This window comes from Stagnihabitans sp. (assembly GCF_964946895.1).
Window position 1 is genome coordinate 51902 of sequence record NZ_CBBQHX010000013.1, and the last position, 23857, is coordinate 75758.

A 23857-nucleotide genomic window follows, 5' to 3' on the forward strand; every position below is an offset into this window, starting at 1 on the left:
ATGCTGCAGGACTTGGCGGCGGCGATCTTGACCACAAGCAGATCCTGCCCTGCCTGCCAGGGCAGGGCAGGGAAGCGCGATTGGGCTTTGGGGGCGACATGCTGCGGCCCAGCAGATCAGTCAGGCTTTCGGTCTCGGGCGCGGCTGGCGGGGTCAAGGCAAGGTTCATGGCACTCTCTGGAAGAACACGTTGCATCAACAGGATGCATTGGCCAAAGCGGGATGGCGCTGTGCGGGTCCGGGTTGCCCCGCCCACACCTCGAAAACCAGGTTTCTATGAGACTTGTCATGATCGCCTTGGCAGTGCCCGGTTCACCGGCGCCAGCGCGCCCGACAGGAGCAGCACCCCGGCCGGCATCTGGAGCGGTCGGCCCGATCCTTGTCCGTGGGAAAGGGCCCGACCGGACCGTGGCCGGCAGGTCGTGCGACGTCTGCCCGCGCCTTCTGGCTGGGGGCATCCAGCCTTGGCTTGCCGGGTCGCTGCGCCCTTAAACCAGTGGGAAGTGGCAGGCCACCGAACGGCCTTGGCTTTGCGTCAAAGCCGGGCGCTCCACCCGGCACCTGTCCTGCGCCACGGGGCAGCGCGGGTGAAAGCGGCATCCGGCCGGTGGATTGATCGGGCTAGGCACATCGCCGGTCAGGATGATCCGCTTGCGGCCTTCGCCGTTCACCGGCTTTGGAACCGCCGAAATCAGGGCCTGCGTGTAAGGATGCGACGGGCGCGAGAAGATGTCATCGGCGTTTCCGATCTCGACGATGGAGCCGAGATACATCACCGCGATCCGGGTGGAAACTTGCCGCACCACGCTCAGGTCATGGGCCACGAAAACATAGGTCAGCTTCAGCCGTTCCTGCAGGTCGGCCAACAGGTTGACGATCTGCGCCTGGACCGACACGTCAAGGGCCGAGACGGGTTCATCCAGAATGACCAGCTTGGGTTCCAGCGCAATGGCGCGGGCAATGCCGATGCGCTGGCGTTGGCCTCCCGAGAATTCGTGCGGATACCTTTGGGCATGATCGGGCAGCAGGCCCACCTGTTCCAGCAGACCGGCAACGCGGGCTTTCACCTCAGCTTCGGGCAGCTTCAGGTGGATGCGCAACGGTTCTGCGATCAGGTCGAACACCCTGCGGCGCGGATTGAGCGAGGCGTACGGGTCTTGAAACACCATCTGCATCTTGCGTCGCAGGGGGCGCATCTCTCGCGTCGACAGGGTGGAAATATCAGTGCCATCAAACACCAGCTTGCCGTCCGAGATGTCATAAAGCCGCGACAAGCAGCGACCCAGCGTGGATTTGCCGCAGCCGGATTCCCCCACCAGCCCCAGTGTTTCCCCGGGCTGGATGGACAGCGACACGCCATCCACGGCCTGCACCACCCGCTTGCCCTGCCGCGAAAAGCGGTTGCCCACGGTGAACCGCTTGGAAAGGTTGGTGATCTCGTAAAGTGCTGTCATTTGATCAGAGCAGGCATGGGGGCACCGCTCAGGAAGCAGGCGGTTTCATGGGGGGGCTGGGTGAGGCTGGGCTTCGCCTCGCAGGCGGCAAATTTGCGCGGACAGCGCGGGCCAAAGGCGCAGCCTTGCGGCAGGTTCAGCAGAGAGGGCGGTGCTCCGGCGATCGTCTGCAACCGGTGCGGGCGCTCCCCGTCCAACGGTGGGATCGAGTTCAGCAGGGCAAGGGTATAGGGATGCTGTGGGTTGGCAAAGAGGGCATCCCGCGTCGCCCGCTCGACGATCCGGCCCGCGTACATCACCATGATCCGGTCGGCGAGTTCGGCCATCACGCCAAGGTCATGGGTGATGAAGATGATCGCAGAGCCATGCGTCTGCTGCAGCTTGCGCAAGAGGTCGAGGATTTGCGCCTGAACGGTCACGTCCAGGGCCGTCGTCGGCTCGTCCGCCACCAGAAGCGCCGGATTGCAGGTCAGGGCCATGGCGATCACGGCGCGTTGGCGCATGCCGCCGGACAGCTGGTGGGGATAGCGGTGGACGGCCTCTTCGGGTTTGGGGATGCCCACCTCGGCCAAAAGGTCGATCGCCCTGGCCCAGGCCTGCGCCTTGGACACCTTTTGGTGGGTCAAGATCTGCTCAGCGATCTGCCAGCCGATGGTGTAGACCGGGGTCAGGGCCGTCATCGGGTCCTGAAAGATCATGGCAATATCCTTGCCGCGCAACTGGCGCATATCGCGCGGCTTCATGCCGACCAGTTCGCGGCCACGGAATTTGATCGAGCCTTCGATGACGGCATTGGGGTCGGTGATCAGGCCCATCACCGCGAGGACGGTCATGGTCTTGCCCGAACCGGACTCGCCCAAGATGCCCAGAACCTCGCCCTCATCGACGGTGAAGGACACCCCGTCCAGCACGCGCACAAGCCCCTGCTGGGTGCGGAACGACACGCGCAGATTGGTTACTTCCAGGATCATGACGTGCGCACCCGCGGGTCCAGAAGGATGTAGACGACATCGACCACGGCGTTGGCCAGCACCACGAAGAAGCTGGCGTAAAGCACGGTGGTCATGATCACGGGCAAATCTAGGTTTTGCAGCGCGTCGAAGGTCAATTTGCCAACCCCCTGCAGGCCGAACACCACCTCGGTCAACAGCGCGGACCCGCCCACCAAAGCGCCGAAATCCAGACCGAAGAGCGTGACGAAGGCGATCAGCGAGGTGCGCAGCGCATGGCGCAGCAGGATGCGCGTTTCCGACAGGCCCTTGGCGCGGGCCGTGCGAATGTAATCTTCCTGCAGCGCCTCGGTGATGGACGCCCGCAGGACGCGGCCATAAAGCCCGATGTACAGGATCGACAGGGTGATCCACGGAATCACCAGCGTCAAGAACCAGCCTTTCGGATCATCGCTGAAGTTCTTGTAGCCCAGCGGGGGCACCCAAGAAAACAGCCACGAGTCATGGAACCTGCTTTGCGTGATCAGGTTCATCACCTCGCCCAGCCAATAGACCGGCATCGACACGCCGATCAGGCCAAGGATCATCAGCAGCTTGTCCGGCCAGCGGTCGCGGTAGGCTGCGGCGGTGACCCCGATGATCAGCGAGAACACCACCCACAGGATCGCAGCGCCGACGACCAGCGACAGGGTGACGGGGATGGTGTCGAGGACGGCGGGCACGACCTTCCAGCCGCGGTTGACGAAGGACGTCAGGTCGCCCGTGACGAAGATCTTTTTCATCATGGTCAGGTATTGCACGTAGAACGGCTGATCAAAGCCGAAGCTTTTGCGCACAGCGGCCAAAACCTCGGGCGAGGCGTTGCGGCCGGCGATGCGGGCGGCTGGATCGACTCCGGGCGTGCCGAAGAAGATCAGGAAGACCAGAAGGCTGATGCCGAACATCACGAACAGCATCTGGCCCAGGCGTTGCAGGATGGCGTAGATCATCAGCCGCGCCCCAGTTTGATTTTCGACCTTGGGTCAAGGGCGTCGCGCAACCCGTCACCAAACACGTTCAGCGACAGGACCGAGATGACGATCATGAAGCCCGGTGCCAGCGCAACGGCGGGCCGGGTGTACAGCAGCGTCTGACCGTCCTGAATTATCGTGCCCCAGCTTGCGTCGGGCGGCTGCACGCCGATGCTCAGAAACGACAGGGCGCTTTCGGTCAGCATGTTCAACGCCATCATGATCGGTATGAACACGATGAGGGTGGTTGACACGTTGGGTAGAATATCCTTCCAGAGGATGCGCCCCGAAGGCGCGCCCAGGCCAATCGCTGCCATCACGAAATCGCTTTGCCGCAATGACATGACCTGACCGCGCACGGGGCGGGCGACGTAGGGGATGTAGATCACACCGATGATGAAGATCGGCAGCAGAAGCGAGCTGGAATCGATCACCCAAGGCCCGATGCTGATGCCCTGTGTCAAGAGAACGATGGAAAGCGATATGGCCAGCAGATAGACCGGAAAGGCCCAAAGCACGTCCAGAATCCGGCTGATCACCATGTCGATGATGCCGCCGAAGAACCCGGCCAGCAGGCCAAGTACCGTGGCGAAGACCAGCGTGAAGGCGGTCGCCGCGCCGGCAATGATCATCGAGTTCATTCCGCCGTACAGGAGCCGCGCCATGACGTCCCGGCCCTGATTGTCCGCCCCAAGGAAGTAGTTGCCCAACCGCCATGTCGGCCCGATGGGCGTATAGCCAAGCGCCAGACCGGTGGTTGGCAATTCCATCACCGGTTTCTGCACGCCGTCGATGGTGACGACGGCATCCAGGGTGGATTTGAAGGGATCAACCCCAGCCCACCACGCATAGGCCGGGGCCAGCACGCAGGACAGGACGATCAGCACGAAGACGGCGAGGGCCACAAGGGCTGTGCGGTCATGAGAGAGACGGTTCAGTGCCGTGGCCCAGGGGCCACGGCTGACGTTTGCAGGGGTTTTCAAAGCCTTACTGCACCCACGATTGCGACACCATCCAGTAGAACTGGCTGTTGAACTGGAAGTTGCCGACCCGTTTGGAGACGAAGTCCACGTGTTTGGGGGTGAAAAGGGCCGCGGCCGCGGAGGCATCGGTCACTTCCTTGTCAACCTCGGCCCACAGCTTGTTGGCACCGTCCTGATCGGTCACACCCAAGGCCAGCGCCTGATCCATCTTGGCCTGAATGCCCTTGTCGCAGAAGCCCGCGATGTTGATCGAGCTGTCCGAGCCGGGGGTGAAGCTGGAGCAGCCGAACAGGATGTTCAGGAAGTCCGATGCCGCCGGGTAGTCCTGATACCATTGCGTGATCGAGATCTGCACCTTGTTGTTCGTGTTCTGGATATAGGTGAACTGGATGTTGGAAGAGATCGGCTTCACATCGACAACATAGCCGATGTCTGTCAGCACCGATTGCATGTAGGTCCCGATGGCCTTGGACACCGCAGTATCCTCGGAAATGATCGTGACCTTCTGACCCTTGGTGCCGGATTCCTCGACCAGTTGCTTGGCTTTGTCCAGATCAGGCGCCGACCACTTGGTGCCGGGGTCCTTGGTGTAGGGGCAATAATCGACATGGCCGGGGAAGCCCGGGGGCAGGACCTGACAGACGGGCGAGGCCAGAACCGGGCCGCCGAACAGGTTGACCATGGCGTTGCGGTCCAGCGCGTAGTTCACCGCCTGCCGGGCCTTTATGTTGTCAAACGGCGCAAGGTTGGTGTTCATCGGCGCATACCACCACGCGGTCAGCGGGGTCAGGAAGACCTGGGTCTGGTATTTGGTGCCGATCTCTCCCAACCGGTCGGTCGGGGGCTGGTCGAACATCCAGTCGGCCTCGCCATTCTCCACTGCCGTGACCTGCGCTTCATCGGTCAGGCCGAAGTCGTACTGGATCGTGTCCGGATAGCCATCAGGCTGGGCCTCTTCGCTCCAGACCTTGAAGTTCGGGTTGCGGACCATGGTCATGCCCTTGTTGGGGTCATAGGCCGAGATCATGTAGGCACCCGTGCCGGGCAAAGGCGCCGAGCCCACATCCGCCGTGGGCGAATCCGCCGGCAGGATCACGGCATGCGGCAGGGCCAGCTTGTCAAGGAATTCGGCATCGGGCCGGGTCAGGTTGATGGTGACGGTGCCCGCCGTCTCATCTGCCACAACCCCGCCGTCCAGTGTGCAGGTGGCCGGTGTCGCAAGGCATTTGTCAGCCCCCACGATGACCGAGAAGAAGCCCCCCGCAGTCGGCGAGGACACCTTGAAGATGCGTTGCAGGCTGGCCACCACGTCCTTGACCGTCAGGTCAGCGCCGTTGGAGAATTTAATCCCCTTGCGCAGGGTGAAGGTATAGGTCTTGCCATCGTTGGAGATGACGGGCGCCGCCTCGGCCAGATCGGGGACCTTGGTGAAGCCGTCCGCCCCCGGCGCTTTCTTGAATGCCATCAGCCCGTCATACAGGCCCTGATAAATCTGCCAGTATTGCAGCGTATAGTTGATCATCGGGTCGACCGTGCCCGCAGCCGAATGGGCCACGATCCGCATGGTGCCGCCCCGATGGGCCGTCTGGTATTCGGCATGGGCCGGAGCCATGACGCCGGCGATCAAACCGGCGGTGGCCGTGGCCATAAGAAGCTTCTTCATAGAACTCTCCCGGTTGGTGTTTTTATTGGTCGTGCATGTTCAGAAAACCGCCCACGACGCCCATGCAGAACTCTTTCTCTTCGACATGTGGCATGTGGCTGGACTCTTCAAAGATCACCCAGGTGGCGCCCTTGATGTGGTCCTTGTAGGGCTGCACGGTGGCAGGCGTCGCCTCGTCATGGCGGCCCGAGATCAACAGGGTCGGCACGTTGATCTTGTGCAGTTCGGGCGTGATGTCCCAATTCTTCAACGTGCCCACAACGAAGAATTCATTGGGTCCGTTCATGGTGTGATAGACGGTCGGGTCGGCGGCGGTCTGGGTGAAACTGGCCACCACCTCCGGCGGGTTGGGCACCACGCGGCAGACGTGGCGGGCATAGACCCAGTCGGTCGCGGCCTTGTACGCGGGGTTGTCGTAATCTCCCAGCGCCTCGTACTTGTTCAAGGCGTCCTGAATTTCTTGCGGCATCAGGGACCTTTGGCGCATCGCCTCCGAACACCACAGGTCCATCGAGGCCGGCGAGTTGGCGATCACCAGCGACTTCAAACCCTTGGGACGCCGCACCCCGTATTCCGCCCCCAACATGCCGCCCCAGCTTTGTCCCAGAACGTGAAACCCGGCGCGCTGGCCCAGATGGTCGATCAGGTTCTCCAGCTCATCCACGAAAAGTTGCGGCACCCAGAAGTCGCCACCCTTTTCCGGCAGGTGGGTGGAGTTGCCACAGCCGATCTGGTCATAGTGGATCACCGCCCGTCCATCGCGCGCCAGAAGCTTGTAGCTGTCGATGTAATTGTGCGCGACGCCCGGTCCGCCATGCAGCAGAAAGATCGGTGGTTTGCCGGACTTCAGATCACCGGTGATCCGATACCAGGTTTCGTAAGGGCCGAAGGGCGCGCGGCCTTCGACCTGTTTCAACGCAGCTTCCATGTGACCCCCTGTGGTCGGCGGACTCTGTGGCCCGCTGTGTCGTAACGGTGGTTTGGTTGTCGCCATAGTCAAGAAAATTCACGCCGGGTGGACAAGGTTAAGATGCTGTGCCGAACCCTGCCGCCGCAGGACTGCGCATATCCTGTGCACAGCCCCCGGATGGGGCTTGCCGGGCAAAGCAATCCGCCAGATGGGGCGGCGATCGGAGCGGACAAGATCGCCCGTCTCACGCCCCGCCGCATTCATGTTCGGCATCGGGCAGGGTCCAGCTGGCCCCGGTGCGCTGGTTGGTGGATTGATAGACCCGGCCCCGGTCATCCCCCGGCGGGCAGCCTGTTGGCACATGGACCAGACACATCGATACCGTATCGCCAATGCGCGAATGGATGATGGCGGCTTCGCGATCATAGCTGACCTGACTGCCGCCGTTGGTGAAGACCACCACAGTGCCCGTCTCGAAGCTTTGGTCGCCGCTCAGCCGGCCTTCGATGTCAGAGATCTGGGTGTCAGCGCAGGAACCGATGCTTTGCGGCAAAGTATCCCCGACCGGGGCAGTACCATCCGGCAAGCTGATGGGCGCGCCAAGCCCTTGCCAAGCCGCCACGGCCTGAGTTTGCACGCCTTCGATGCAGGCGGTGTCGCCACCACAGGCCCGCCGCGCGATCAGGAACGGACGCCCCACGGCCCGCGCCCGCGCCTTGCCATAGGCGCGCGTCACATAGTCGAACCCCATCGTCCCCAGTACATCCAGTGCGGACAGATAGGGGTCCTGACAGATCGCGATTTCATCCGCGCTTTGCGCCAGCGTACAGTCAAAGCTGGGCGGGCCCGCGAGGGCATAGTGCGGGGCCACTGCCAGCAGGGCTGCGGGCAGGATCAGGCAAAGCCAGTTCGAAACCATCCGCCGTCTCCACCAATCTTCGGGTTTGCGGCTGCGCGCCGTGGGACTCGCCCAGCCATCATTTGCCAATTCCGGCGCTCTGTCATCGAAATTCAGGTTGCCCCGCCGCATCCGATGGTCGCCGCGGACACTATTTTGTCGATTGAACGGATGAACGGCATTTCCTTCTGGCCAGCAGGGATCGTCTGCTGGCAGATCTGCGGGCATCGAGACAAAGGACAGACGATGATGATTCAGGAATTGCGCATCTACACCGTGCTGCCGGGCCAGATGCCAAGGCTTCTGGCGCGGTTCGAGGGGCTGACCCTGCGCCTTTTCAAGCGGCACGGCTTTCGGCCTTCGGGGTTCTGGACCACGGCCATCGGACCGGGCAGCAACGATTTGACCTATCTGCTGGCATGGGAGACGCTGGCCGAACGCGAGGCCGCTTGGGACGCCTTCGTCCGCGATCCGGAGTGGATTGCCGGCCGCGCGGCGAGTGAGGCCGAAGGGCCGATCGTCGCCAATATCGCCTCGTCGATCCTGAAACCCACGGCCCTGACGGCACTTTAGGCAGTGGCGGGGTCCGCGTTCCCTTCAAGCCAGGGTCAAGCTGTGCTTAGGGTTGCGCACACAGTCGCCAGTATCAGGAGCCGGGAATGAACGTTGTAGACGCCTCGATTGCTGACCTGCGGGCGGCCCTGCAGGCGGGACGTGTCACCAGTGTGGGTCTTGTGACGGCCTATCTGGCCCGGATCGCGGCCTATGATTCCAGCGGAATTCGCCTCAATGCGGTTCCCGTCCTCAACCCCGCCGCGCTTGAAGAGGCGCGGGCCTCGGACTTGCGGCGCCGTCAGGGGCAAAGTCGCGGTCCGCTGGACGGCATCCCGTATACCGCCAAGGACAGCTACAAGGTAAAAGGGTTGACCGTCGCGGCGGGGTCGCCGGCGTTTGCCGATCTTGTGGCGCAAGACGACGCTTTTGCCATTGCCCGCTTGCGGGCGGCGGGGGCTGTGTTGATCGGGTTGACCAACATGCCGCCGATGGCCAATGGTGGCATGCAGCGCGGGGTCTATGGCCGGGCGGAAAGTCCCTACAAGGCCGACTGGCTGACGGCGGCCTTCGCCTCGGGCTCCTCCAACGGGTCTGGCACCGCGACCGCAGCCAGTTTCGCGGCATTTGGATTGGGCGAGGAGACCTGGTCCTCGGGCCGGGCCCCTGCGGCCAACAACGCCTTGTGTGCCTATACCCCCAGCCGAGGCGTGATTTCGGTGCGCGGCAACTGGCCCCTGGTGCCGACGATGGACGTGGTGGTGCCGCACGCGCGCAGCATGGCGGATCTGCTGGAAGTTCTGGAGGTGATCGTGGCCGATGACCCGCAGACCCGGGGGGATCTGTGGCGCAGCCAATCCTGGGTCGCCATCCCCAAGGCCTCGCAGGTGCGGCCCGCGTCCTACCCCGCGCTGGCACGGGGGAGCCTGCTGACGGGCAAGCGTCTTGGGGTTCCGGCAATGTATGTCAATGCCGATCCCTTGGCCGGGACCAACCCGCAAGGTGGGATCGGCGGGCCGACCGGGCAGGCGATCCAGACCCGCGCCGCGATCATCGACCTGTGGCAGGCGGCCCGCGCCGCGCTGCAGGCGGCGGGGGCCGAGGTGGTGGTGGTCGATTTCCCGGTGGTGTCAAACTACGAGGGGGACCGGCCCGGATGCCCGACGATCAAGACGCGGGGGCTGGTCAGTCCGGCGTACCTCAAGCGCGAGATCGTGGATCTGTCGGTCTGGGCCTGGGATGACTTTCTGCAGGCCAATGGCGACCCCAAGTTGAACCGTCTGGCGCAGGTCGATGGTGCGCGGATTTTCCCGCCGCCGCCCGGCAGCCTGCCCGACCGCTTCACCGGATTTGACGATGACATTGCAGATTATCCATCCCACGCCCGCGCCCATCTGGCGGCGGACTTCCGTGACATTCCTGATCTTGAGGCGGGGTTTCGGGGTTTGGAGGAGACACGCCGGATGGATCTGGAGGACTGGATGGACAAGCTCGGTCTGGACGCCGTGGTGTTTCCGACCCTCGCCGATGTCGGGCCCGCCGACGCCGATGTGAACCCCGCCTCGGCGGATCTGGCCTGGCGCAATGGGGTCTGGGTCGCCAACGGCAATCTGGCGATCCGGCATCTGGGAATTCCCACGGTGAGCGTGCCGATGGGGATCATGGCCGATATCGGCATGCCCGCCGGTTTGACCTTTGCTGGCCGGGCCTGGGACGACACCGCCCTGCTGCAACTGGCCGTGGCGTTCGAGGCGACCGGGCCCTATCGCCAGCCCCCGGGTCGGACGCCAGCGCTGACCTAGTATCCCGCCGTGACGCCGAAATCGATGCTGAGCGCCGCTCCGGTCACCGGACTGGCTGCCACCTCGCACAGGTAGGACACCATGCGCGCGATTTCCTCGGGCCGGATGAAGCGCGCCTTGGGGCCCTGCGGATAATGGGCCAGCAGGGCGGTCTTGTAGCCCTCGGGGTCGCCGTTGCCGTAGCGGTTGGCCTGATAGTCCACCATCGGCGTGGCCACATCGCCCGGGCAAATCGCGTTGACGCGGATGCCGCGCGGCGCAAGGTCCAGTGCCAGCGCCTTGGTCAACAGCACCAGCCCGCCCTTCGAGGCGCAGTAGACCGAAGCCCCCTTGTTGCCCACCAGCCCGGCATCGCTGGCGATGTTGACGACGGAGCCGCCTTCGCCCAGATGCGGCAGGGCTGCCTGGATCAGGAAGAAAGGCCCCTTGAGGTTGATGTCCAGAACCAGGTCCCAATCGGCCTCGGTCATCGCTTCGGGCGCGCCCTCTGCCCAGACCCCGGCGGCGTTGATCAGCGCGTGCAAGGGACCTGCCCAATCCACCGCCGCTTGCACGGCGCTGCGGCAGTCGGCGGGGTTGCGGATGTCGAGCGGGACCGCAAGCACGTGATGCCCCTCGGCCAACAGGCGGGCTGCCGTGTCGTCAAGACGTGGGCCGGGCAGGTCGGCCATGACCAGTCGGAAGCCATCGCGTCCCAGACGTTGGGCGATGGCAACGCCCATGCCGCCTGCGCCTCCGGCGATCAGGGCGGTGCGGGTGGGGTGGGGCTTGTCCATGGTCATTCCTTCGAAAGCTGCGGCGGACGTCCCGGCTCATCCGGGCCGGCGCTGGCCGCAAAGCGATAGCCCACACCGGGCTCGGTCATCAGATATCGGGGGTTGGCCGCATCGTCGCCCAGTTTTGCGCGCAGTTGCCGGATGAAGACGCGCAGGTACTGGCTGTCCTCGACATGGGCCGGACCCCACAGCGTGTTCAGGATCATCGACTGCGTCACCAGCCGCCCTGCGTTGGAGGCGAGCATCCACAACAGGTCGAACTCCCGCCGGGTCAGGTGCAGGGGGCGACCCGCCTGGGTGACCTGATGCAGGGCCGCGTCAATGCGCAAATCGCCGGCCTCGATCACCACAGGCACCGGGTGGCTTGGGCTGCGGTCGCGCAGAAGGGTGCGGACGCGGGCAAGAAGTTCCTTCACGCTGAAGGGTTTGACCACGTAGTCCTGCGCCCCGGCGTCCAGAGCCGCCACCTTGCCCGCCTCATCCGCGCGGACCGACAGGATCAGAACCGGGATCTGGCTCCAGCCGCGCAGGTCATGCAGGACGCTCAGGCCATCGGCATCGGGCAGGCCCAGATCAAGGATCACCAGCGCTGGGGTTTCGCGGGCGGCCGCCAGCAGGCCCTCGCGGGCATTGGCGGCCTCCAGCACGGCATGCCCTTCGGATTCCAACGCCAGCCGCAGAAAGCGGCGGATCGGGGCTTCGTCGTCAATGACCAGAATACGGGCTGCGGCTGACATGCGGGAAAGGGGCCTTGGTTCAGGACTGCGCGGGGTTGGGCACCGGCAGCCGGAGCACGATACGGGTCCCCGTGCCATTTGGCAAAGCCGCTTGCGCATGGATCGTGCCACCCATCGCCTCGATCAGGCCACGGCAGATTGCCAGACCCAGGCCCGTGCCCGCCCGCTGGCGATCCCCGCTTTCCACGCGGTAGAACATCTCGAACACGTGGTCGCGGTCCTGTTCGGGGATGCCGGGGCCGCAGTCCTCGATCGTGAGCGTCATGACCGACCCAGAGACCTTGGCCGACAGGGTGATCGCGCTGCCCTCGGGCGCATACTTTGCAGCATTGTCGAGGATATTGACCAGGACCTGCTCCAGCAGCACCGGATCGGCATGCAGCTGCGGCAGATGCGCGGCCAGATCGGTGACAAGGGGATGCTGGCGCAGGATGCTGCGCATCCGGTGGCGGGCGGCCCCGACGACCTCACCCAGATCGACCTGGGTCAACCGGGGTTTCAGGGCGCCATGACCAAGCCGGGTCATGTCCAGCAGGTTCTGCACATAGCGGTCCAGCCGCTCGCCTTCCTCGCGGATCAGTTCGGCCATGTCGTGGCGCGCCGTTTCCGGCAGGTTCGGGGTGTCGCTCAGGCTGCCGGCCGCGCCGATGATGGTCACCAAAGGCGTGCGCAGGTCATGGCTGACCGAAGACAGCAGGGCAGCGCGCAACCGCTCTGTTTCGGTCGCCAACCGGGTTGCGGCAAGGTCCTCGGTCAGGCGCAAACGTTCCAAGGCCAGCACGATCTGGTCGGTCAGGGCCTCCAGCAGGCGGTGGTCCAGCCGGGGCAGGGTGCCGCTGTCGTCGAAGGCGATCCCAAGGATGCCAAGCCGCTGATCCGCCGCCTTCAGGGGCAGGAAGTACCAATGCGCGGCGGGCAGCGTGTCAGAGCCGTGACCGGCAGGCGCGTTCTTGTCCCAGGCGTATTGCGCTGCGGTCTGATCGCGCACCTCCAGCCGGTCTTCGGGCGGGAAACCTCCGGCCACCGCCAACGCGCCTGCGGCATCCGGCAGCAGCAGGATGCTTTCGCAGCGTAGTGTCATCGCCACATGGCTGACCACGGCCCAGATCAGATCATCCGCCCCCGCGGCGGCGGCCACCTTGCGGCTGAAATCGTAAAGCTTGTTGGTCCGCTCGGCGATTTCGGCTTGCACACGGGCACGTTGCCGCAAGCGCGCCGCCAGATTGCCGGTGATCAGCGAGGCCACCAGAAACAGGGTCAGCGTCAGAACCTCGCCCCGGTTGACGATGGTCAGGGTGAAGCGCGGATCGACGAAGAAGAAGTCGTAAGACAAAAACCCCAGAACCGAGGCGAGGACGGCAGGCAGGTTGCCCTGACGCGAAGCCACGACGACCACCGAGGTCATGAAGATCAATGACAACGAGGCCACCGGGAACATGCGGTCGGCCAGCGTCGCTGCCAGGATCGCCAGAAGCGTCGCCACCACCGCCTCGCCAAAGCCCCACAGCGCGGGGCGTTCCAGTCCGAAGGACAGCCGCGCCGGATGAAAATCCTCGCCGATCTCCGAAGCGACGGTGATTTCGAACGAGCCCGCCCGCCGCATCAGCCCGGCCACCACGTCCTCGTGCAGCCATCGGGTCAGAAACGGCCTGCGGCGGGGGTGGCCCACGACGATCCGGCGCACGTTGCGCGCCTTGGCGAAGGTCAGGATCGCCTCGGCGGTATCCTGTTCGGCCTCGACCGAGGCGACTTCCGCCCCCAGCCGTTCCGCCAGACGCAGGGCGGCGGAAATCCGGTCGCTTTGCGGCGGCCCAGTCTCGCGGTGCCGCGATGATGTGACGTTCAGCGCGATCCAGTCCGCCCGCGCCCGGTCTGCCGAGCGTTTGGCGACCCGGATCGCTTCGCGCGCGGCGGGACTGTCGTTCAGGCAGACCAGAATGCGGTCCTGTGTCGGCCAAGGCCCTTCAATCGCATGGGCCGCCATGTGTTCGCGCAGGTCCGCATCGACCCGGTCTGCCGCTGTCCGCATCGCCAGTTCGCGCAAGGCGGTCAGATTGCCCTTGAGGAAGAACGAGGCCAGCGCCCGCGCCGCCTGATCCTGCGGATAGATCTTGCCCGCCTTCAGCCGTTCCAGCAGTTCGTCGGGTGGCAGGTCGATCAGTTCGATCTCATCGGCCAGTTCCAGCACGTGATCGGGCACGGTTTCACGCACCCGCACCCCGGTGATGCGGGCGACCGTCTCGTTCAGCGTCTCGATATGCTGGATGTTCAGCGTGGTATAGACGTCGATGCCCGCTGCCAGCACCTCTTCGACATCCTGCCAGCGCTTGTCGTGGCGCCCGCCCTCGGCGTTGGTATGGGCCAGTTCGTCGATCAAGGCCAGTTGCGGATGACGCGCCAAAAGGGCGTCCAGATCCATCTCGGTCAGAACATGGTTCTTGTACAGGACCGGTCGGCGCGGCAAGACGGTCAGGCCCGAAAGTTTGGCTTCGGTTTCCGCCCGGCCGTGGGTCTCGATCAGGGCGGCCAGCACGTCAACACCTCGTGCCTTTTCCCGATGGGCGTCCTCCAGCATGGACCATGTCTTGCCCACACCGGGTGCCGCCCCGATGAAGATCTTCAACCGCCCACGCCCCTCACGCGCGGCCTTGCTCAGCAACGCATCCGGATTGGGGCGGGTGTCAGGGTCGGGCTTCATCGGGCAGGGTCCTCAGCCACCTGTGGGGCTTGCCGGAAAGGCTTGGTCAAGCGCGAGGTTGGTTTCAAGCACATTTACGGTGGGGTCGCCGTAAAGGCCGAAAACCGGGCCCATGACATGGCTGGCCATCAAGGCGCGGACAGCGGCCGGATCGGCCTTGCGGGCCTTGGCTATGCGGTCGGCCTGCGCCTCGGCGTTCTGCGGGCTGATGTCTGGGTCCAGCCCCGAGGCCGAGGCGGTCACCGCGTCAATCGGCGCGGCCGTGCCGTTTTCGGCCTCATAAGCCGCGCGTCGCGCCGCCACCGTGGCGATCAGGCTGGCGTTGGTCGGACCAAGGTTGGACGCCCCCGACGGCACAGCCCCGTAGGACGAGGCCGAGGGACGCGGATGCAGATAGCCAGCCCCTGCGAAAGGCTGTCCGATCAGGGAGGAGCCGATGATCTGGCCGTCCTTGTGCAGGAAACTGCCGCCGGCCTGATCGGGAAACAGGGCACCCGACAGGCCCGTCATGGCCAGGGGATAGGCCAGGCCGGTCAGCAGGGTGAAGCCAAGCGTCAGTGTGATGGCCGGGCGAAGCTGGGACAGCATGACGATCTCCTTATGCCAGATGCAGGACGACAAGGGCCATGTCGATGGCCTTGATGCCGACGAAGGGCACCACAAGCCCGCCAAGCCCGTAGACGGTGAGATTGCGGCGCAGCAGGGCGGCTGCGGAGGCGGGTTTGTACTTCACGCCACGCAGGGCCAATGGAACCAGCGCGATCAGGATCAAAGCGTTGAAGATTACCGCCGACAGGATCGCCGAACCGGGCGAGGCGAGTTTCATGACGTTCAGCACGCCCAATCCGGGATAGGCTGACACGAAGATCGCGGGCAGGATCGCGAAGTATTTCGCCACGTCATTGGCGATGGAAAACGTGGTCAGCGCCCCGCGAGAGATCAGCAATTCCTTGCCCACCATCACCACCTCGATCAGCTTGGTCGGGTCGCTGTCGAGGTCGATGAGGTTGGCCGCCTCTTTCGCTGCAGCCGTCCCCGCGTTCATCGCCACACCCACATCCGCCTGTGCCAGCGCCGGCGCATCGTTCGATCCGTCACCGCACATGGCCACCAGCCGGCCGCCGGATTGTTCCCGCCGGATCAGGTCCAGCTTCATCTCGGGCGTGGCTTCGGCAAGATAGTCATCCACGCCGGCCTCGGCAGCAATGGCGGCGGCGGTCAGGGGGTTGTCGCCGGTGATCATCACGGTGCGGATGCCCATGGCCCGCAACGCGCCGAAACGCTCGCGCACGCCGGGTTTGACCACGTCTTTCAGATGCACTGCGCCCAGGATCGTATCGCCGCGCGCCACCAGCAGCGGCGTTCCGCCCGAGCGGGCGATGGATTCCACGGCCAGCGTCAGCGTGGGATGCGGGGTTTGGCCGGTCAGACGCACGATGGCATCGGCGGCCCCTTTGCGCAGGCGGATGCCATCGGGCAGGTCAAGGCCCGACAGCCGGGTTTGCGCGGTGAAGGGAACCGCCACGGCCGCCTGTCGTGGCGCAACCTCGCGGCCCAGGATCGCACGCGCCCTTTCGACGATGCTTTTTCCCTCAGGCGTCTCATCGGCTTGCGAGGCGAGCCAGGCCGCCTCGGCCAACGTGGTCATATCCACACCCGGTGCGGGGATCAGGGCATCGGCCATGCGATTGCCGAAGGTGATTGTGCCGGTCTTGTCCAGAAGGAGCGTGTCCACATCCCCCGCCGCCTCTACCGCCCGACCGGATTTGGCGATGACGTTGGACTTCACCAACCGGTCCATGCCCGCGATGCCGATGGCCGACAGAAGGCCGCCAATGGTGGTGGGGATCAGGGTGACGAACAGCGCCCCAAGCGTGACGACCGGGATCTTCAGGCCCGAGAAGCTGGCAAAGGCGGGCAGGGTGACCACGACGAACAGGAAGATCAGCGTCAGCCCGGCCAAAAGGATGTTCAGCGCAATCTCGTTCGGGGTTTTCTGGCGTTCGGCCCCCTCGACCAGCGCAATCATCCGGTCCAGAAAGCTCTTGCCCGGTTCTGCCGTGACGCGGATCACCAGCCAGTCTGACGCCACCATGGTGCCGCCCGTGACAGACGATCGATCGCCCCCCGCCTCACGGATCACCGGGGCGCTTTCGCCAGTGATGGCGGCCTCGTTCACCGAAGCCATGCCGCGCACCACCTCGCCATCGGTGGGGATCAGGTCTCCGGCCTCGACCAGAAGGTACTGACCGGTTTCCAATTCTTCGGTCAGCGTCAGGAAAGCCAGATCGAACGTGGCATCCGGCGCCTCCAGCCGCTTGGTATAGCCCTTGGTCTTGGTGGCGCGCAGCGTATCGGCGCGGGCCTTGCCGCGTCCTTCGGCCAAGGCCTCGGCGAAGTTGGCAAACAGGACACAGAGCCAGAGCCAAAGCGAGATGTGCAAGGCAGGCCAGCCGCCGGTGGCCCCGGTGACAATGTCGCGCAGGGCCAGGATCGTGGTCATCAGCGCGACGATGCCGGTGGTGAACATCACCGGATTATGGGCCAGTCCGCGCGGATCAAGCTTGAGGACGCTTTGCCGCAGCGCATCGGGCGCAAGGTCGCGCAGGCTGGCGGATTTGACAGGATGGGACATGGGATCAGCCCTTAGAAGCTTTGCCCGGCCAGCCGCGCGGTCTCTTCCGCGATGGGGCCAAGGGCAAGGACGGGGAAGAAGGTGAGCGCGCCAAGGATCAGCACGGTCAGGATGAGAAGCACGACAAACAGTGGGCCATGGGTCGGAAAGGTGCCTGCGGTTGCGGTGGCCTTGGGTTTGCGCGACAGGGCGCCCGCAATGGCCAGCAGGGGCACGATGATCGCATAACGCCCCAGCGCCATGACCAGCCCGATGGCCGTGGTGTGCCACGGCAGCGCCGCGTTCCAGCCCGCGAAGGCCGAGCCATTGTTGCCGGTGGCGCTGGAATAGGCGTAAAGCACTTCGCTGAAGCCATGGGGGCCGGGGTCCTGAATGGCTGCCGTCGCGGCTGGCAGGGTCGTGGCCAGCGCGCCCACCACCAGAATACCCACCGGCATCGAGAGGAAGCCGATCACGGCCAGCGTCACCTCCCGCGCTTCGATCTTGCGGCCAAGGTATTCGGGGGTGCGGCCCACCATCAGGCCGGACAGGAACACCGCCACGACGACGTAAAGCAACATCCCGTAAAGGCCGGAACCTACGCCGCCAAAGATCACCTCGCCCACCTGCATGAAGACCATCATCACCAGGCCGGACAGCGGCATGAAGCTGTCATGCATCGCGTTGACCGACCCGTTGGACGCCGCCGTGGTGGAGGCCGCCCAAAGCGACGACAAGAGGGCGCCGAAACGGGTCTCTTTTCCCTCCATATTGGCGCCAAGGCCGAGGGAGGGGTTGCCCATCGCCTCGTAGACGTGGATGACCGCAAGGCCTGCCACGAACATCAGCCCCATCGCCGCGAAGATCGCCCAGCCTTGCCGCTTGTCGCGTGCCATGCGGCCAAACAGGAAGCAGAATGCGACCGGGATCAGCAGGATCGACAGGCATTGGGCAAGATCAGAGGCGACCGTGGGGTTTTCAAACGGATGGGCCGAGTTGACGCCGAAGAAGCCGCCACCGTTGGTGCCCAGTTGCTTGATGGCAATCTGCGCCGCAGCGGGCCCGCGCGGGATGATCTGGTCGGCACCCTCGATGCCGGTGGCGTGAACGGCGCCCATCAGCGTCTGCGGCACGCCCTGTTGCGCCAGAAACAGACCCAGCACAATCGACAGCGGCAGCAGAACCCACAGCACCGACCGTGTCATGTCCGTCCAGAAATTGCCGAGGCCCCCGTCTTTCGGACCGACAAAACCGCGAATGACTGCCACGCCAATGGCGATGCCAGTCCCGGCGGACAGGAAGTTCTGCACGGTCAGCCCGGCCATCTGGCTCAGGTAACTCAGCTGCGCCTCACCGGAATAGGCCTGCCAGTTGGTGTTGGTCACAAAGCTCATCGCGGTGTTGAAGGCAAGGTCGGGGGGCATCGCGCCGATGCCGTCCGGGTTCAGCGGCAAGACCCCCTGCAGGCGCAGCAGCGCGTAAAGCACCACAAAGCCCACAAGGTTGAAGGCAAGCACCGCCATGGCATAGGCGGTCCAGGTCATGCTTCGGTCTGGGGCGATACCCGCGCCGCGCAGCAGGGCCTGGTCGATCCGCGCAAGGATCGTGATGCGGCCTTCAAGGACGCGCTCCATCCAGATGGCCAGGCCAAGGCCCAACGCGGTCAGGACGCAGAAGTACAGGATGTAAGCGAACAGGGTCATGGCATCTGCCCTCAAAATTTCTGCGGGGCGATCAGCGCCAGCCCAAGATAGACGAACAACCCTGCCGCAACGACAAGGCCTAGGATCAGGTCGAACATGGGGTCCTCACAGACGGTCAAGGATACGGATCAGCACCGCAAACCCGCCGAAGGCGGCGAATGCCAAAGCGAGATACAGAAGGTCGGACATGGGGTTCTCCGGGTTTTGTCCCGGAAAGATGCGCTCTTGGCCCGTCAGGGTGCTATGTCGAAGGTAGGCCTTGCGCGTAAGGGGCGCGTAAAGATGGCCAAGGCAGGGCCGGACCGCGCGGGCTGAACATGGGCCCTCGGCCTGGCAAAGCCGGTTGGGTAAAAGGGGGGCTATGGCCTGCGGCCCTTGGTTGGGGGGCCCCGGTTCGGGGGCCGTGGGAACCGGATTGGCCCACGGACGTTGAATGCGCAAGCAATCCTGCTGTGCCGCACAACAAAGGACGCCCCCATGGACCTGCCAACCCACGCCGCCTTGACCGAAGATGAACTGAACCAAGCCACGCTGATCCATGCCGTGGTCTTTGGCGCCGATGACGTAAGGATCGGCAAGGTCCTGCATCTCCACGGCTCTGGTGCAACCCTGCAGGTGGTGGTCGACGTCGGCGGCTTTCTGGGGATCGGCGCCAAGCGCATTGCCATTCCGATCGGCGCGTTGAGCTTCCAGCGCGCCGACGACAGTGCGGTCTATGCGAAAACTGCCTGGACGAAAGACCAGGTCAAGGCTTTGCCCGAACACCTTGATTGAGGCCTGCGGTCTGGCTGGGCCCGCGTCAGGTCAACGGCAGGGTGTTGGAGCCTGGCCCGGACGCCGCGATCTGGCATTGCCGCAGGAAGGGGATGATCAGGCCCGCGATTTGATCTGCCGCTTCTTCATGGACCAGATGGCCATAGCCATGACAACTCGCCACGCGCGTATCCCGCATCTCGGCGGCTGCTTTTTGCGAGACGGCTGCCGGGACAGCGCGGTCGTTGGACCCGGTGATCAAGAGGCAAGGCTGTCGCTGCTGCCCCAGCCTGCGCAGCATTCCGTCCAGATTCCATTGCGCCATCATCGTCAGGGTTGCATCGACATGGCTGGGCATTCGCAGCAGGCGCAGATACTGCGCCTCTCCGGCGGGTTCGATATGGGACCCGGTCGAGGTCAGCAACTGATGCACTTGTGACGGCGTCCCGGCGATCCGGCTGAAGATTTGCGGCACCAGCGGCGTCATGGCCAAAAGCCGGGCAATCGCCGGAAAAAGCCATCCTGCGATGCCATCAAACTTGCTCAGGGCCGCGTTGATGCCAATCACGGCGCGGATCTCGGTGATCTCGGCCAGCCGCAGGGCGATGGCGGCGCCAGCTGAATGGCCGATGACCGCAGCCGGGGCCCAGCCTTCTTGGGCGGACAGGGCGGCAATATCCTGTGCCATGGTATCCAGACCGCAGCGCGTGCGGTCCCCCAGCACGGAAAAGCCCTGACCCGGCAGGTCCAGCGCGATCACCCGGTGATGTGTGGTCAGCAACGGGATCAGGTTGCGCCAACTGTGCGTTGCCCCGCCCGCGCCGTGGATCAGCAGCAGCGTCGGGCCCTCCCCCAAGTCCTGCACGTGCCAAAGATGCGGACGGCAGGCTATGTGGCGTGAGGCGGCACGGTTGGGCCAATCCTGCGGGATTCTCAGCGCCCGCATCTCAGCTTCCCAGGGCGGATTGCAGAACAGCGGACAGTCGCTGGGCATCCGCGCGGGGCAGGGGCAGATAGGGGGCATCCAGCGCCTCGGCCATGCGGCGCAGGCTGGGTTGCGGGCGATTGGCAATGTCAATGACCAGCCCCGGCATGCCCGCCGCCCGCAAGGCGCGGGCCATCCGCAGCGCATCAGCCTCGGCCATCTCGCGGTTGGCGGTACCGTCCAGCGCAATGTTGCCGCGCCCATCGGTCAGCAGGGCTACGGTGGGTGTCATGCCCCGCGCGCGCGTTTGCAAGGCGAGTTCGAACGCCATCCGCAGCCCCGCCGCCAAAGGCGTGCCGCCCCCGCCGGGCAATGAGGCCAGCCGCCGTTTGGTCTGCACCAAGGACCGGGTCGGCGGCAGCAGCAGTTCCGCCCCTTGCCCACGAAACGCCACCAGCGCCACATGGTCGCGCCGCGCATAGGCCTGCGCCAGCAACAGCTCCACCGCGCCCTTCGCTTCGGCCAGCCGTGCGAAGGCAGATGATCCCGAGGCATCGACGGCAAAGATCAGCACCCGGTCCGAGGTTTCCTGATAGCGCTTCAGCCGCAGGTCGGACTTGCGGATTTCCAGCTTCAGCTGGTCGGTCACCGGGCCTCTGCGCCGCAATGGCTGCCAAGGGGCAGCGGCCCGCAAGGTGGCCACCAGATCAATCCGTCGCCCCGACCCCGGGACCCCCGGCAGCGAGGGCAAGGGGCGGCCGCGATGGTTGCCCTTGCGCTGCGCGCCCGAGCCTGACCCCTTGGCCGACCGCGCCGCCTTGCCAGCCGCCAATCGCGCCAGCAGGTCAGCGGGCAGGGCGGCGCGGATCGCCTCCAGCAGCACTTCGTCTGGCAGGCGGTCCGTCCTGTTCTGCGGCTGGCTTTCCTCCTCGCTCGGTTCCGGCGGTGGCGGAGGGGCCTCGCGGTCCTCGGGCGCTTGCGGCAGGTCGCCCCGGTGGGCGAGGGTCAGTTCGCCGGCATGGCGCAGGGTGTCATCCGAGGCGGTGGCCTCTCCGCGCCATGCGGCCAGCGCCCGCGCCACGGCTACCGCCAGCAAAGGCGCCCGCAATGACGCGATGCCCATGGCAAAGGCCACCGCAGTCAGGCTTTCCAGCGCCGTCTTGGGCAGTTTGACCTGGGGCAGCAGGCCGCGGGCCCGGGTGATACGGTCGTCGGGCAACACCAGCGGTTCGGTGTCTGACCAGCCCAGATCGCCAAGGTCCAGAAACAGGCCCAAACGGTCTGCCAAGGCAGAGGGCAGGCTTTCCTCCGGCTCGGCCCCTTCGTCTAGGGCAATCACACAGGGGCCTGCGTCATCCAGCCAGCGCGACAGGCGGGCGGACAGGCCGGACGGGGCACGCTCTGCCATGGTCAGGATCAGGGGGGCAGGTTCGGCCAGCAGACCTCGGCTGCGCACCAGTTGGCCCGTGGCCAAGGTGGCCGCCAGATCGACGCCCCCAAACAGCGAGGTGTCGTCGATGCCGGGATGGATGCGCCGCGCCGCAGGCAAAGCCGCCGTCACCCTGTCGCGCACCGCCCCGGCGCGGGCGCGCAGCCAAAGGCCCTTTGCCCCCGCAGGATCGACCGCCAGCACCGCCAAGGCCGCCTCGACGCGTGCCCAAGGGGAAAGCGGGTCGTTCACGGCAGGGTTTCGGCCAGGATGCGGGCGACACGGGCACCTGAACCCGCCTCGTCCAACGGATCGCGGCGCAGGCGGTGCGACAGGGCGCTGGCGGCCACAGCCTTCAGATGGGCGCGGGTGACGGTCGTGGCGCCTTCAAACGCCGCATGGGCGCGGGCGGCACGCAACAGGGTCAACTCGCCGCGCAAACCGTCTGATCCCAAGGCGATGCAAAGGCTTGCGCAATCATGCAAAACCACGCCCGGCGTCTTCAGCCCCGGCAGGGCGGCGCGGGCGGCAAGGATCGCCTTGCGCAAGCCGGTATCCTTGGCCCGCCACTTCTTCATGAAGGTGTCGAAGTCGTTCTCATAGGCATCGCGCCGCCGCATCACCTCGACCCGCGTCTCGACATCGCGCGGCGAGGCAACCTCGACCGACAGGCCGAAGCGGTCCAACAACTGGGGCCGCAATTCGCCTTCCTCGGGGTTGCCGGAGCCGACCAACACGAAGCGGGCCGGATGGCGGATCGACAGGCCCTCGCGCTCCACCACGTTTTCACCCGATTGGGCCACGTCGAGGAGGAGGTCGACGATGTGATCCTCCAGCAAGTTCACTTCGTCGATGTAAAGATAGCCCCGGTTGGCGCGGGCCAAAAGGCCGGGTTCGAAGGCCTTCTCGCCCCGGGTCAAGGCGCGCTCGATGTCCAAGGCGCCGACCACGCGGTCCTCGGTTGCGCCCAGAGGCAGGTCGATCACCGGGGTCGGGCGCTTGACCAGCTTGCCCGTGGCGCCATGCGCCCAATGCGGCACGTCCTCGACCCGGGCCGAGTTCACCGGGCAACCTTCGACCGCCGTGATCTCGGGCAGCAAGGCCGCCAAGGCGCGGACAGCGGTGGATTTTCCCGTGCCGCGGTCACCGAACACCAGAACACCGCCGATGCCGGGATCAATCGCGGTCAGCACCATGGCCTGCTTCATCGCCTCTTGTCCGACGATGGCGGAAAACGGGAAAGGCTGGCTCATGCGGCGTCCTTTGTCGCAAGCGGATGTTTTCCATCCCATGTGCCCCAATTGTCCAGAATGCGGAAGCGGGCATAGAGTTCTTCGGAAAACCAGTGTTCGGCCCGTACCGCCTGAATGGCGCGGCCATGCGGGCCATTGCCCCGTGCAAAGTTGGCCATCGCCGCCACGTCAGGCCAGATCGAGAAGGTGACCTGATGCAGCAAGGGTACCTCGCCGATGCCGATCTTGAAGATGATGTTGGGGTCCTGGCCGATCACCGCAGAAATATCGGGTACCCGCCGCCAAAACCGCAGGAAAGTCGAGGCGCGCATCGTGGCACGGGTCAGGGCGACGACCGGGCCGGTGTTGGGTGCGTCGGTCGGGGTGAAAGGCTGCTGTCCGGACCATTTGCCACGGGACGAGGTGGGCTCCAGCAGGATGGTCCAGCTTTCGGCCGCATGGGCCAGCCAGCGGCGATAGACCGGGGCGGTCTGGATGCGGTGGCGCGCGGTTTCCACATCAGGCCATGTCGCCAGAATCGCCCAGACGGCGGTGTTTGGCCGCGGGGTAAACCCCTCGCCCGTGCCAGAGCCGCAGAGTTTGTAGAACCCCACCTCTGGCATGCGCAGGAAAGCCAGCCGCGCGGCACCCATCTGCCCAAACGCCCAAAGCCGGGCAGGCAGCGTGGCGAACCGGAACAGGCTGAGACTCACGGTATTCAAGACGGCCTCCCGTAACTGTCACCCAAGACTGACAGTTTCTGCGGCG

At 65.1% G+C, this 23857-nt stretch carries 21 protein-coding genes; 3 read left to right on the plus strand and 18 right to left on the minus strand.

The annotated features are described in order from the left end of the window. Window positions 1-488: 488 nt before the first annotated feature. The 7 genes from AC1Y2B_RS10470 to AC1Y2B_RS10500 form a co-directional block, all read right to left on the minus strand. A complete protein-coding gene (locus tag AC1Y2B_RS10470) occupies window positions 489-1454 on the minus strand; it encodes an ABC transporter ATP-binding protein (RefSeq protein ID WP_482253028.1) in 966 nt (321 codons plus the stop codon). Beyond that, on the minus strand, window positions 1451-2425 hold the full coding sequence (locus AC1Y2B_RS10475) for an ABC transporter ATP-binding protein (RefSeq protein WP_482253029.1): 975 nt from the start codon (window positions 2423-2425) through the stop codon (window positions 1451-1453). Before AC1Y2B_RS10475 ends, AC1Y2B_RS10470 begins: the two co-directional genes overlap by 4 nt. After that, on the minus strand, window positions 2422-3393 hold the full coding sequence (locus tag AC1Y2B_RS10480) for an ABC transporter permease (protein WP_482253030.1): 972 nt from the start codon (window positions 3391-3393) through the stop codon (window positions 2422-2424). Before AC1Y2B_RS10480 ends, AC1Y2B_RS10475 begins: the two co-directional genes overlap by 4 nt. After that, window positions 3393-4397, minus strand: coding sequence for an ABC transporter permease (locus tag AC1Y2B_RS10485; RefSeq protein WP_482253031.1), 1005 nt, complete (start codon window positions 4395-4397; stop codon window positions 3393-3395). The genes AC1Y2B_RS10480 and AC1Y2B_RS10485 overlap by 1 nt, the downstream gene beginning before the upstream one ends. A gap of 4 nt (window positions 4398-4401) precedes the next feature. Next, on the minus strand, window positions 4402-6060 hold the full coding sequence (locus AC1Y2B_RS10490) for an ABC transporter substrate-binding protein (protein WP_482253032.1): 1659 nt from the start codon (window positions 6058-6060) through the stop codon (window positions 4402-4404). Between the two features lie 22 nt (window positions 6061-6082). Beyond that, the gene (locus AC1Y2B_RS10495; RefSeq protein WP_482253033.1) at window positions 6083-6988 is read right to left on the minus strand and encodes a proline iminopeptidase-family hydrolase; all 906 of its coding nucleotides are present in this window, start codon (window positions 6986-6988) and stop codon (window positions 6083-6085) included. 226 nt (window positions 6989-7214) lie between these two features. Continuing rightward, a complete protein-coding gene (locus AC1Y2B_RS10500) occupies window positions 7215-7889 on the minus strand; it encodes a lysozyme inhibitor LprI family protein (RefSeq protein WP_482253034.1) in 675 nt (224 codons plus the stop codon). A gap of 225 nt (window positions 7890-8114) precedes the next feature. Here AC1Y2B_RS10500 and AC1Y2B_RS10505 point away from each other — a divergent pair, with 225 nt between their 5' ends. After that, window positions 8115-8441 carry an NIPSNAP family protein gene (locus AC1Y2B_RS10505; protein WP_482253035.1) on the plus strand — a complete coding sequence of 109 codons (327 nt, stop codon included), beginning with the start codon at window positions 8115-8117 and terminating at the stop codon, window positions 8439-8441. Between the two features lie 86 nt (window positions 8442-8527). Then, window positions 8528-10222, plus strand: a complete 1695-nt coding sequence (locus AC1Y2B_RS10510) for an amidase (RefSeq protein WP_482253036.1) — start codon at window positions 8528-8530, stop codon at window positions 10220-10222. On the opposite strand, the gene AC1Y2B_RS10515 is transcribed toward AC1Y2B_RS10510, so the two are convergent. From AC1Y2B_RS10515 to AC1Y2B_RS10545, 7 genes are read right to left on the minus strand one after another with little or no spacing between them, the layout of a single operon-like run. Continuing rightward, complete coding sequence (locus AC1Y2B_RS10515) at window positions 10219-10998, minus strand: SDR family NAD(P)-dependent oxidoreductase (protein ID WP_482253037.1); 780 nt, start codon at window positions 10996-10998, stop codon at window positions 10219-10221. The two genes, AC1Y2B_RS10510 and AC1Y2B_RS10515, sit on opposite strands and share 4 nt — an antisense overlap. Window positions 10999-11000: 2 nt before the next feature. After that, entirely contained in the window at window positions 11001-11735 is a 735-nt protein-coding gene (locus tag AC1Y2B_RS10520; RefSeq protein ID WP_482253038.1) for a response regulator, read from the minus strand. A 19-nt stretch (window positions 11736-11754) separates the two neighbouring features. After that, complete coding sequence (locus tag AC1Y2B_RS10525; RefSeq protein WP_482253039.1) at window positions 11755-14433, minus strand: ATP-binding protein; 2679 nt, start codon at window positions 14431-14433, stop codon at window positions 11755-11757. Window positions 14434-14445: 12 nt separating this feature from the next. Next, window positions 14446-15021: a potassium-transporting ATPase subunit KdpC gene (gene kdpC / locus AC1Y2B_RS10530; protein ID WP_482253040.1), complete on the minus strand. Its 576-nt coding sequence runs from the start codon at window positions 15019-15021 to the stop codon at window positions 14446-14448. A gap of 10 nt (window positions 15022-15031) precedes the next feature. Continuing rightward, entirely contained in the window at window positions 15032-17068 is a 2037-nt protein-coding gene (gene kdpB, locus AC1Y2B_RS10535; RefSeq protein ID WP_482253041.1) for a potassium-transporting ATPase subunit KdpB, read from the minus strand. Window positions 17069-17079: 11 nt separating this feature from the next. Next, window positions 17080-18750: a potassium-transporting ATPase subunit KdpA gene (gene kdpA, locus AC1Y2B_RS10540; protein WP_482253042.1), complete on the minus strand. Its 1671-nt coding sequence runs from the start codon at window positions 18748-18750 to the stop codon at window positions 17080-17082. Between the two features lie 11 nt (window positions 18751-18761). Then, window positions 18762-18869: a potassium-transporting ATPase subunit F gene (locus tag AC1Y2B_RS10545; RefSeq protein WP_482253043.1), complete on the minus strand. Its 108-nt coding sequence runs from the start codon at window positions 18867-18869 to the stop codon at window positions 18762-18764. A gap of 358 nt (window positions 18870-19227) precedes the next feature. Between AC1Y2B_RS10545 and AC1Y2B_RS10550 the strand changes: the two genes are divergently transcribed. Beyond that, complete coding sequence (locus AC1Y2B_RS10550) at window positions 19228-19524, plus strand: PRC-barrel domain-containing protein (protein WP_482253044.1); 297 nt, start codon at window positions 19228-19230, stop codon at window positions 19522-19524. Between the two features lie 25 nt (window positions 19525-19549). Here AC1Y2B_RS10550 and bchO read toward each other — a convergent pair whose 3' ends face one another. The 4 genes from bchO to crtA are packed head-to-tail and all read right to left on the minus strand — an operon-like array spanning window position 19550 to window position 23811. Beyond that, complete coding sequence (gene bchO / locus AC1Y2B_RS10555) at window positions 19550-20449, minus strand: alpha/beta fold hydrolase BchO (protein WP_482253045.1); 900 nt, start codon at window positions 20447-20449, stop codon at window positions 19550-19552. A 1-nt stretch (window position 20450) separates the two neighbouring features. After that, on the minus strand, window positions 20451-22109 hold the full coding sequence (locus AC1Y2B_RS10560) for a magnesium chelatase subunit D (protein ID WP_482253046.1): 1659 nt from the start codon (window positions 22107-22109) through the stop codon (window positions 20451-20453). After that, a complete protein-coding gene (gene bchI / locus AC1Y2B_RS10565) occupies window positions 22106-23110 on the minus strand; it encodes a magnesium chelatase ATPase subunit I (RefSeq protein WP_482253047.1) in 1005 nt (334 codons plus the stop codon). The genes AC1Y2B_RS10560 and bchI overlap by 4 nt, the downstream gene beginning before the upstream one ends. Next, the gene (crtA, locus tag AC1Y2B_RS10570) at window positions 23107-23811 is read right to left on the minus strand and encodes a spheroidene monooxygenase (protein WP_482253048.1); all 705 of its coding nucleotides are present in this window, start codon (window positions 23809-23811) and stop codon (window positions 23107-23109) included. The genes bchI and crtA overlap by 4 nt, the downstream gene beginning before the upstream one ends. Between the last annotated feature and the right edge of the window lie 46 nt (window positions 23812-23857).